Source organism: Psychroserpens jangbogonensis (assembly GCF_000797465.1).
GTDB lineage: Bacteria > Bacteroidota > Bacteroidia > Flavobacteriales > Flavobacteriaceae > Psychroserpens > Psychroserpens jangbogonensis.
Window position 1 is genome coordinate 51,551 of sequence record NZ_JSWG01000003.1, and the last position, 10,879, is coordinate 62,429.

At 32.9% G+C, this 10,879-nt stretch carries 12 protein-coding genes and 1 tRNA gene; 5 read left to right on the plus strand and 8 right to left on the minus strand.

All coding sequences use genetic code 11. The annotated features are described in order from the left end of the window. The first annotated feature begins 1 nt into the window (after position 1). The 5 genes from RH81_RS02250 to RH81_RS02270 all read left to right on the plus strand — a co-directional run bounded on the left by RH81_RS02250 (position 2) and on the right by RH81_RS02270 (position 3,744). Entirely contained in the window at positions 2-505 is a 504-nt protein-coding gene (locus RH81_RS02250) for a DUF1648 domain-containing protein (protein WP_033957100.1), read from the plus strand. Continuing rightward, positions 502-1,449, plus strand: coding sequence for an alpha/beta hydrolase (locus RH81_RS02255; protein WP_052172387.1), 948 nt, complete (start codon positions 502-504; stop codon positions 1,447-1,449). The genes RH81_RS02250 and RH81_RS02255 overlap by 4 nt, the downstream gene beginning before the upstream one ends. Position 1,450: 1 nt before the next feature. Then, the gene (locus RH81_RS02260) at positions 1,451-1,630 is read left to right on the plus strand and encodes a type II toxin-antitoxin system antitoxin (RefSeq protein WP_033957107.1); all 180 of its coding nucleotides are present in this window, start codon (positions 1,451-1,453) and stop codon (positions 1,628-1,630) included. A gap of 63 nt (positions 1,631-1,693) precedes the next feature. Then, positions 1,694-3,004, plus strand: a complete 1,311-nt coding sequence (locus RH81_RS02265; RefSeq protein WP_033957110.1) for a DUF819 family protein — start codon at positions 1,694-1,696, stop codon at positions 3,002-3,004. Between the two features lie 50 nt (positions 3,005-3,054). Beyond that, entirely contained in the window at positions 3,055-3,744 is a 690-nt protein-coding gene (locus RH81_RS02270) for a DUF4369 domain-containing protein (protein WP_033957114.1), read from the plus strand. A gap of 62 nt (positions 3,745-3,806) precedes the next feature. Here RH81_RS02270 and RH81_RS02275 read toward each other — a convergent pair. The 8 genes from RH81_RS02275 to RH81_RS02310 all read right to left on the minus strand — a co-directional run. Continuing rightward, positions 3,807-3,880: transfer RNA gene (locus RH81_RS02275), tRNA-Thr, on the minus strand. Positions 3,881-3,940: 60 nt separating this feature from the next. Further along, positions 3,941-4,207 (minus strand): hypothetical protein, encoded by a 267-nt coding sequence (locus RH81_RS02280; RefSeq protein ID WP_033957117.1) that lies wholly within the window; start codon positions 4,205-4,207, stop codon positions 3,941-3,943. Between the two features lie 27 nt (positions 4,208-4,234). Beyond that, a complete protein-coding gene (locus RH81_RS02285) occupies positions 4,235-5,206 on the minus strand; it encodes a type I phosphomannose isomerase catalytic subunit (protein ID WP_033957118.1) in 972 nt (323 codons plus the stop codon). Next, entirely contained in the window at positions 5,203-5,613 is a 411-nt protein-coding gene (locus RH81_RS02290; protein WP_033957119.1) for a 6-pyruvoyl trahydropterin synthase family protein, read from the minus strand. The genes RH81_RS02285 and RH81_RS02290 overlap by 4 nt, the downstream gene beginning before the upstream one ends. Next, the gene (gene idi, locus RH81_RS02295; protein WP_033957120.1) at positions 5,613-6,137 is read right to left on the minus strand and encodes an isopentenyl-diphosphate Delta-isomerase; all 525 of its coding nucleotides are present in this window, start codon (positions 6,135-6,137) and stop codon (positions 5,613-5,615) included. Before idi ends, RH81_RS02290 begins: the two co-directional genes overlap by 1 nt. A 94-nt stretch (positions 6,138-6,231) precedes the next feature. Further along, a complete protein-coding gene (locus RH81_RS02300) occupies positions 6,232-8,175 on the minus strand; it encodes an OmpA family protein (protein ID WP_033957148.1) in 1,944 nt (647 codons plus the stop codon). A gap of 10 nt (positions 8,176-8,185) precedes the next feature. Next, positions 8,186-9,115 (minus strand): PorP/SprF family type IX secretion system membrane protein, encoded by a 930-nt coding sequence (locus tag RH81_RS02305; RefSeq protein WP_033957123.1) that lies wholly within the window; start codon positions 9,113-9,115, stop codon positions 8,186-8,188. 29 nt (positions 9,116-9,144) lie between these two features. Beyond that, on the minus strand, positions 9,145-10,879 hold a 1,735-nt coding region (locus tag RH81_RS02310; RefSeq protein WP_033957126.1), incomplete at its 5' end, for a T9SS C-terminal target domain-containing protein.

A 10,879-nucleotide genomic window follows, 5' to 3' on the forward strand; every position in this document is an offset into this window, starting at 1 on the left:
CATGAATACTGGAAGACCAAAAATAAAAGCCCCGTTAGAAGGATTAGATATAGTTCTAGATATTATTTCTGCTACAATATTAATATTATTGATAGCATACGCGATCATATCTTATACAGAATTACCAGATAGTATTCCATCTCACTTCAATGCCAAAGGTGAAGTTGATGGTTACAGTGAAAAAATCACGATCTGGTTGCTCCCAGCTATTGGTGTTGTTTTATTTTTTGGTTTGTACATTATAAACAGGTATCCATATTTGCATAATTATATGGTAAATATTACCGAAGAAAATGCACTTAAAAACTATAGGTTAAGTACAAGAATTGTTCGGTTTACAAATCTATTTATAATGTTTATCTTCGGAATAATTACGTATAGCATTGTAGAATCTGCCAAAGGCAACAATAGTAATATGGATGGATGGATTCTTCCGTTAATTATCGGATTAAGTATTTTATTCCCTATAGCTATTTTGATTTATAAGAAAAAAATAAACAAATGATGAAATATCTGTTTTTTAGTTTAGCCTTACTATCGACAACGCTCTTATTTAGCCAAGAGATCATTAAAAATCTTAGAGCTAAAGAAGTTTTAGTAATGAACGACAGTATTAAATTACCTGGCACATTAACTTATAATCCCTATTTAAATAAACAACCACTTGTTATTTTTGTTCCAGGTTCTGGAAATCCAGATCGCAATGGTAATCAACCTCAATTTGGAGTTAATGGAAATTATATCAAATCTTTATCTTATGCATTAGCTATTAAAGATATTGCTTTTTTTAGATTTGATAAACGTAACGTCACACCTTCTAATATAAAACATATTCTAAAAAGTTATGAATTTAACGACCTAGTAAACGATATTAAAGCAGTAATAAATACCTTCAAAAACAATAAAACTTTTAGCAGTATTACCTTAATTGGACATAGTCAAGGATCTTTAGTATCAATGATGGCGGCTGATGAAAACATAAACAAATTCATTTCTTTAGCAGGACTAGGTGAATCCGTAGACATAACCATAGTCAAACAACTTAATGCTCAAAGTCCTGATTTAGCAAAAATAGCCGAGCAACATATTGAAGAATTAAATTCTACAGGTACAATCAAAGAGGTTAATCCAATGTTAGTTGGATTATTTGCTAAACAAAATCATCAATTTTTAATTAGTTATTTACCACTTGATCCTAACGAAGAAATCAAAAAATTAAACATACCAATTTTAATTATTAACGGTAGTAAAGACCTTCAGGTTAAGGTTGAAGATGCTCATAATTTACATAATGCCAATCCAAAATCAGAATTGGTAATCATTGATAAAATGAACCATGTTTTGAAAATTATAGAAAAGGATGAAGACAATTTGGCTTCCTACATGACTCCTGATTTTATGCTATCTGAAGAATTAGTAGAAGTGATCGAAACATTTATAAAAAAATAAGATGTCTAAAAAGAAAGCATTTGCATTACGAATCAATGAAGATATGCTCAAGCAAATTGAGAAATGGGCTGGTGACGAATTCAGAAGTACCAATGGTCAGATTGAGTGGATGCTTATGCAATATCTTAAAGAAAAAAACAGACAACCCAAACCAAAAAAGAATACTGAAAGCGACTCATAGCGAGTCGTTTTTTTTATGCGCTTTTATTTTGGTATTTTGCAGACACTAAAGAAATTTTAAAATATGGATACCACACCTCTTTTTACAGATGACACAATTGTTTTCGGACTTCTAATGCTTTCATTAGGGTTTGTCTTTTTAACCGAATCGATAAAAACAGGTTTTTGGCCTAAATTTTATAAAATTGTTCCTGGCTTATTTATGGCCTATATGATTCCTGCAGTATTAACAACTGTTGGATTGATTTCACCTGAATGGCAAACAGTTTCAGAAACAGGTGCAATTACAGAACATAGTTCTAGTCTTTATTATGTCTCTAGTCGCTATTTACTGCCAGCTGCCCTGGTTTTAATGACTTTAAGCATCGATTTAAAGGCCGTCTTTAATTTAGGCTGGAAAGCACTAGTTATGTTTTTCACTGGAACTGTAGGTATCGTAATAGGAGGACCAATTGCTATTTTATTAATTGCAGCTGTATCTCCAGAAACAGTTGGAGGTTTTGGTGCAGATGCCGTTTGGAGAGGACTCTCAACATTGGCTGGAAGCTGGATTGGTGGTGGAGCCAACCAAACAGCAATGCTAGAAATTTATGGATATAACCAAAAACTTTATGGCGGAATGGTATTCGTTGATATTGTTGTTGCTAATATATGGATGGCTCTTATTTTAATAGGAATTGGAAAACGCAATCGAATTAATAAATGGTTACAAGCAGATACCTCTTCAATTGAAGAATTAAAAGAAAAAATGTCTACGTTTTCTGAAAAAGTAAAACGAAATCCATCACTAGCAGACATCATGATTATTGGAGCTATTGCCTTTGGAACCGTTAGTTTTGCACATTTATGCTCAAACTTTTTAGCACCCTTCTTTAATGATCTTGTTGCTGGTATCGACTCTCAAACCACAAGGAATATATTTACTTTTTTAGGATCTAAATTCTTCTGGATGATTAGTATCGCAACTATAATTGCTGTAGCATTATCTTTTACAAAAGCCAAGAATTATGAAGGTGCAGGTGCCAGTAAATTTGGTAGTGTTTTTATATATGTTCTTGTAGCAAGTATTGGTATGAAAATGGACTTAATGCTTATTTTTGATAACTTAGGACTTATCGCTATTGGTGTTGTTTGGATGACATTTCATGCGATTCTTCTTATTGTTGTAGCTAAACTCATTAAAGCACCTTATTTCTTTTTAGCAGTTGGTAGTCAGGCAAACGTTGGCGGAGCTGCTTCAGCTCCTATTGTAGCTTCAGCCTTTCATCCATCGTTAGCAACCGTTGGAGTTTTACTTGCAGTATTTGGCTATGCCATAGGAACTATTGCTGCCATTGGTTGTACAATTTTGATGGAATTAGCAGCAGTTAGTTAGTATTAAAACAATAAAAGATTAATATATTTGTGCTCAAAATTTAAAGATTCATGAAGTATATTTTAGGTGTCATATTACTTAGTTTTCTAATGGTTTCTTGTGCAAAAGAAGAACAGCACAACTTCAAACTTAAGGGTTACGTAAAAGGTTTAAAAAAAGGAACTGTTTATTTACAAAAACAACAGGACTCTCTAATAATAACATTAGATTCTCTTGAAATAAAAGGTGAACCAAATTTTGAATTGCATACAGATTTAGAAGAGCCTGAGATATTGATTCTTACATTAGATAAGAATGATGATCGAGAAAACTGGGTATCCTTTTTCGCAGACACTGGTGTTACCGAAATAAAATCTACTAGGAAACTGTTTAGTTTTAATGCTAAAATTAAAGGGTCAAAACAACAAGTAGTGCTTGAAGAGTATTTATCAACCTTACTTAAATTGAATAATAGAAATTTGGATTTAATGCAATCTGATTTTGAAACTAAGACCAATACTCCATTTGATCAGCAACAACTAAATTTCATGAAGCGAAAGTATACCTATACTATTAGTTTTGCTTTACACCATGCCAACAGTGAAGTTGCGCCTTATTTAGCGCTTTATGAAGTACCTAATACAACCGTTCGTTATTTAGATACTATTTACAATACATTAACTCCTCCTATAAAAGAGTCTAAGTACGGAAAACTACTAAAAGAAACTATTGACCTTAGAACTTCATCAGAAAGTAACTAAGTCTAGGATTAAAACAATATAAAAAAAACTCCAATCTTTCGATTGGAGTTTTTTGATTTTTGAGCCGATGGAGGGACTCGAACCCACGACCTGCTGATTACAAATCAGCTGCTCTAGCCAGCTGAGCTACATCGGCTTTTCAGCCTGCAAATATAAACTTGTAAATGATATTTGCAAATAGCTCAATGAAAAAAGCTTATAATTTATTTACTTTTTCGATTAACGCTCTTCCTTTTTCCTCAAGTTCGCTATTAATCGTTTTAAAGTGTGCTTTTTTGTTCTCGACACTTCTATCGTTAACTTTAGCAATTAATTCATCAAAAGTTGAAATAGCTTCATCAATGATAGCTTCACTCTTTTTTGTATCCTTATCAGTGTTTGTATATTCCCAAACATAAACTGCTTCAATAATATCTCCTAAAACAAAATTGATATCTTTTTTTAGGTCTCTAACATTTGCCATAATACTTAAATTTATTTTGCCACAAAATTAAACATAAACTTCTAATAGTTTTGCATTAGTAGACGTTATTTTATAGGTTTCTATTGCTGCAGGAATTAAAATGGTTTCACCCTGTTTAATAAATTCTGAAGCATGCTCTGTTTCAATCAAGGCTTCTCCTTCAACACACATGTAAATAAAAAACGAATCTTTAGTATTTAGTTTTAATATTGGTTCTGTAACATGAAGAAAACTTGTTGTAAAATAAGGACAACTCACCATTTCATTAGATGTGTTTTCGTCTTGATCATAGTCGACTTTGAAATTATCCTCCATTTCAAAATTAAAAGCATCAATCGCTAAATCATTATGAAGATCTCTTTCGTTTCCTTCATCATCAACACGATCCCAATCATAAACTCTATATGTAATATCACTAGTTTGTTGTATTTCAGCTAACAATACTCCAGCTCCAATAGCATGAACACGACCAACTTCTATAAAATACGTATCTCCAGTTTTTACTTTATCAAAATTTAGAATTTGGGTAAGCGTTTTGTCTTCTAAATGTTTCAAATATGTTTCAGGTGTCATATCTTGATTAAAACCAACAATTAAGTTTGCATCATCATCAGCTTGCATCACATACCACATTTCGGTTTTTCCAAAAGAATTATGACGTTTAGCAGCCAGTTCATCATTTGGATGTAATTGGATTGATAAATCTTCTTTAGCGTCAATAAATTTAACCAATAACGGGAATTTATTTCCGAAGGTTTTATAATTCTTATCTCCAAGCAGTTCTGCTTTATAAGTTTCTAAAATATCTTTGAGTGATTGTCCTTGTAAATAACCATTAGTAATTTCAGATGTATCTCCTTCTACATCACTTATCTCCCAACTCTCACCAACATTAGTCAGTTTGGTTTCTTTGTTCAGCAATGTGTTTAGCTTCTCGCCTCCCCAAATTTTATCTTTTAATATGGGTCTAAATTTAATTGGATACAACTGTTGTTTCATAATCCCGAATATTTCACAAAATTACGTGGTGTTTCATATAGTGTAATTTCCAAATCAAAATCTGAATTCAACTTAGGCTTTATTTTATTATAAATTACAACAACGATATTTTCTGCAGTTGGATTTAAGTCTTTAAATTCTGGAACTTCAACATTAAGGTTTTTATGATCAAATGCATCTTCTACTTCAGCTTTAATGATATCTTTTAAAACCTTCATATCGATTACATAACCTGTTTCTTGATCGATATCTCCAGTGACACTAACAATAAGTTCATAGTTATGACCATGAAAATTTGGGTTATTACACTTTCCGAAGATTTCATCATTCTTATCAAAGTTCCAATCTTTACGATATAAACGATGTGCTGCATTAAAATGAGCTTTTCTACTTACCGTTACTCTCATTATCTAGCTATATTTATATGTTCGTAAAATTTATCAAAAATAATTTTAAACCATTCTGTATAAAATTCTGGATGAAGTTCTATATCCTCTTTAACAGATTCTAAAGGCATCCATTTCCAACTTTCTACTTCTTCTGGATTAATAATTGGTTCATCATTATAAGTACCAACCATGATATGATCAAATTCATGTTCCGTTAAACCGTTGTCAAAAGGTGCTTTGTAAATAAATGAGATGGTTTCTCGTAACGCTGTTACAAATCCCATTTCTTCTTGCAAACGACGCTTACCCGCTTCTAAATTAGTTTCACCATCACGTTGATGGCTACAACATGTATTTGTCCATAACAATGGAGAATGGTATTTATGCTTTGCTCGTTGTTGCAGCATTAATTCATTGTTATCATTAAAAATAAAAACTGAAAACGCACGATGCAAAACTGCTTTTTCATGAGCTTCCATTTTAGGCATAGTGCCTATTTGTTCATCATTCTCGTTAACAAGAATTACGTGTTCTTCTATCATAGCAAACAAAAATAACAACTAAATTTCTAATAATGAACTAGAAACAAAAAAGCTACCTTAAAAAAGGCAGCTTTTAACTTTTATTTAATAGATATTACATCTTTACAATAATAAACTCACTACGTCTATTTAGTTGATGTTGCTCTTCTGCACAATCAGAATCATTAGTTGGTTCACAACCACAATCGTTAACTAATTGAGATTCACCATATCCTTTTGCAGTTAATCTTCCTGCAGATATTCCTTTCGAAATTAGATAATCACGTGTAGACTGAGCTCTGCTTTCTGATAATTTTTCGTTGTAATCTGCTTTAGCTCTACAATCTGTATGACTTCTTATATCAACAACCATATCTGGATATTGATTCATTACTGCCAATACTTTTTGTAATTCAATTTCAGCATCATAACGAATATTAAACTTATCATAATCGAAGTAAATAATTGGAATTCCAAGTGTTTGTGCTAAATCGGTTCCTTCTTCAATACCTTTAACATCTTTCTCCAATTTAGGATTTATAACTAAATCTTGTTTTCTATCAGGTGTTGTAAAACGTTCTTCAACCGTTTCGTAATCTTCAGCTTCAATCCTAATTAAATATTCCTTTTCGCACTCTAATTTTTCAAATTTATAGGCTGCATCTGTTCCAACAATTTGTTGGTTGAGTGCTTCACCTTCTGCATCTAACAAAGTTACCTTTGCACCTACGATGAGTTCATCGGTTTCTTCATCTCTTACAATACCTTCAACCTCTTGTTCACAATCAGGTATTGTAAAACTGTAAATATCATCATCTCCTTTACCGCCATCTCTATTGGATGTAAAAAAGCCTTCTTTAGTCGCAACGTTTTCGTAGTAACCCAAATCGTCCATTGGACTATTAATTGGGCGACCAATATTCTCTAATATCAATTGTTGATTTAATTCTCTTCTTTTTTCGAATTCTCTAATCACAAAAACATCTAATCCTCCTAAACCAGTAAATCCGTTAGAAGAAAAGAATAAATCACCTTCAGAGTTTACAAACGGGAAAGTTTCATGACCTTCAGTGTTAATTGAAGCTCCCAAATTAACAGGCTCTCCAAGAGTTCCATCAGGATTAATATCGACTTCAAAAATATCAGATTCACCTAAAGTTCCGGTCATATCTGAAGCAAAGTACATTTTAGTTCCTGTAAGGTTTACTGTTGGATGTGCAACGCTATATTCGTCACTATTAAAATGAACAGGTTCAATATTCGTCCATTTATCATCTTCTAAAGTGGCCTTAAACATCTTCAGTCTATTTGTACCATCTTCACTGTTTTTATACTTTTTATTATAATAGTTATTTCTAGTGAAATACATGACTTGGTCATCTGGAGTAAAGGATACAGTTGATTCGTGAAACTTACTATTAACTTGATCGTTAAATGCTGTTACTTCACTATAAGAACCATCTTCTTGCTTTACTGCGGAAAACAAATCTAGGAATGGTTGTTCATTCCACTTATATTTTTTTCCTCCACCTCTAGCTGAAGCGAAAACCAATTGGTTTTGATACTGTGTAGTTCCAAAGTCTGAAACTTCAGTATTAATATCCATATTGTAGACTTCAAATTCTCTACTTGCCTCATCAATCATAGACAAATAATCTACAGTTGAAGAAAAAGCTCTTCCTCTAAGATCACTACGATCTGCTTCATGGAATTTTGTCATCCATATATCTGATTCTGTATAATCTTCAATTGACTTAAGCGCTTGAGCGTATCTAAAATAATACTCTGGATCCATGTTTTCGTTCATAGCCATAAGCTCACCATACCATTGTGCAGCTTCTTTCATTTGATTATTGAAATAAAACGAATCGGCAAGTTTTTGAAGTAAATCAACAGATTTGAAACCATTATTAGCAACTTCTAATAAAATTTCACTAGTCTTAACATAGGCTAAATTATCAAATTCTTTTTTAGCTTGTCTAACTTTTCCTTTTTGCGCATAGCCTATTGTAACAATAAGGCTAAATGCTAGTATAGATAGTATTCTTTTTGTTTTCATAATCATTTTTTTAGAAGAATCTAGGTGATAATATTCTACCTAATTTTTGCATTTCAAAACGTAACATGATTTCATGCGAACCACTATTGTAATTATTCAAATTGGTTGTTGTAGCATCATATGCATAACCAATATATAAACCGTCAGTAACTTGGAATCCAGCTAGACCACTTACAGAATCATCCCAGCGCCAAGCTACACCTAAAGTAAACTTCTTATTGAATAAAAAGTTTGCAGAAACATCTGCTATTAAAGGTGCTCCCGAAACTGCTTTAACTAAAGCAGCAGGTTTTAACTTTATGTTTTCACTTAAATCAAATACATAGCCTGCGATTAAATAATAGTTCATTCGTTCTTTGGCAACAGATTCTTGATAATCATCATAGTGTTCTGTGGTTAAGAAATTAGGAACAGATAAACCAACATACCATTTTCTATTATGCAAATACAAACCAGCTCCAACTGTTGGTGAAAACAAACTTATATTTTCACTAAATGCTATATCTGGATTTTGAAAGCGTCCTTTGCTCCAATCTGTATCTAATAAATGTGCTCCAGCTTTTACACCAAAGGATAACTTTGTCAATGATTCGTTAAGCTGAATCGTATATGAAAAATTCGCATCTATGTACGTTTCGTTTGCTGGACCTAAAGCGTCATTAACTATAGAAAGTCCTAAACCAATCTTATCATTTCTAAGAGGTGCATGAATTCCTAAAGTCTGTGTTTTTGGCGCACCTTCAATACCAACCCATTGCGTTCGATATAAACCGGTTACACTTAACACTTCTCGTTGCCCAGCATATGCAGGATTAACACTCATTGTGTTATACATATACTGCGTATACTGAGGGTCTTGCTGTGCAAAACTAGTATTAATCGTTAGTGCACAAAACACTAACAGTATTAATCCTTTTACTAATGATGATTTTTGTATCATTTTAATATTGTTTTTAATCTTGCCTAATTTTATCTATTAATGTATAACCATCCAACTCTTGGTTCAGAACCATCACCTAAGTCGATTACATAATAATATGTACCTACAGGTAATTGATCTGATCCATTGACTACAGCTCTTCCATTAGAAGTTCCATTCCAATTGTTTCTATATCCTCGTTTTGAATAAACGATATTTCCCCAACGGTTATAAACTTCTAGTTTATTATTTGGGAAGGTTTCTATACAATCTATAACAAACGCTTCATTTACGCCATCTCCATTTGGAGAGAACTCATTGTAAATTGTTAAACAAATTGGATCAACACCTACAGATGAAGTATTATTATTGTCATTTTGGTCATCACCTCCGTCAAAACTTGAAATTAAAGCAGTGTTTAAGTAATCTCCAAATCCAAGAACTTCAACAGTTATTTGCATAACTTCAACTTGACCTGGATTTAACTGGCCAACTATCCACTCACCACTTGAATCAAAGTAAGTTCCTGCAGTTGTAATTGCATCAACAAATGTATATCCACTTGGCAATACATCTTCAACAATAACTCCAGTAGCAGTTACAAAACCTTCATTAGATACTGTGATAGTAAATGTCACATTATCACCAATTAATGGCTCTAAAGTATCTACCTCTTTAAATACAGATATTTCAAAATCTGAATCTGTTAATGTTTCTGTCGGATCGTTTTCATCATTACCATCAGTATCATCTCCATCATCACTCGTATCATCTGTTACTGTATCATTTGGACTCTCTCCCATCGCAACTACACTATTTGTTACACCTCCTGCATCTACATCATCTTGAGTGATAATATAACTTGCGATATATGTAGCTACCTCTCCTACTAATAAATCTCCTTCTCCACTTCCTAAACTCGATGGTCCTACATATGTTGGTCCTGAATCTAGTGTTAAAGGAATACCATTGAGATCTGTAAATGTGTCGGCAATAGTCACATTATCTAATGTTACATTTCCAGCATTAGAAACTGTAATTGTATAGTTAATTATATCACCAACTCCGATTATGTTATCACCATCATCAATAATATCAGCAATTTTAACAACATCCAATATTGGAAGTTCTGGAATTACTGTATCTGTTGGATCATCTGGATCACCATCACCATCAGGATCTACATCATCTGTATCATTTGGATCATCACTCTCATCTGTAACATTCGTGCCTGCTGGACTATCACCATCTGCTAATACAGTGTTACTTACTCCACCTGCATCTGCATCAGCTTGTGTGATGGTATAACTTGCTAAGTAGGTCGCTATCTCATTAACTAATAATGTCCCTTCTAAACTTCCTTGATCTGAACTATCAAATGTTGGTCCTGTAACTGTTAGAACAGTTCCATCTAAGTTCGTTAAGGTATCCACTAAACCAACATTGGTCAGGGTTACATTTCCGGTGTTCTCTACTGTGATTGTATAGTTGATTACATCGCCTGCTCCTAATACACCATCACCATTATCTGTAACACTAGCACTCTTCTCTGCTATAATACTTGGATTCTCTGGAATTACTGTATCTGTTGGATCATCTGGATCACCATCTCCATCAGGATCTACATCATCTGTATCATTTGGATCATCACTCTCATCTGTAACATTCGTGCCTGCTGGACTATCACCATCTGCTAATACAGTATTACTTACTCCACCTGCATCTACATCAGCTTGTGTGATGGTATAACTTGCTAAGTACGTCGCTATCTCATTAACTAATAAT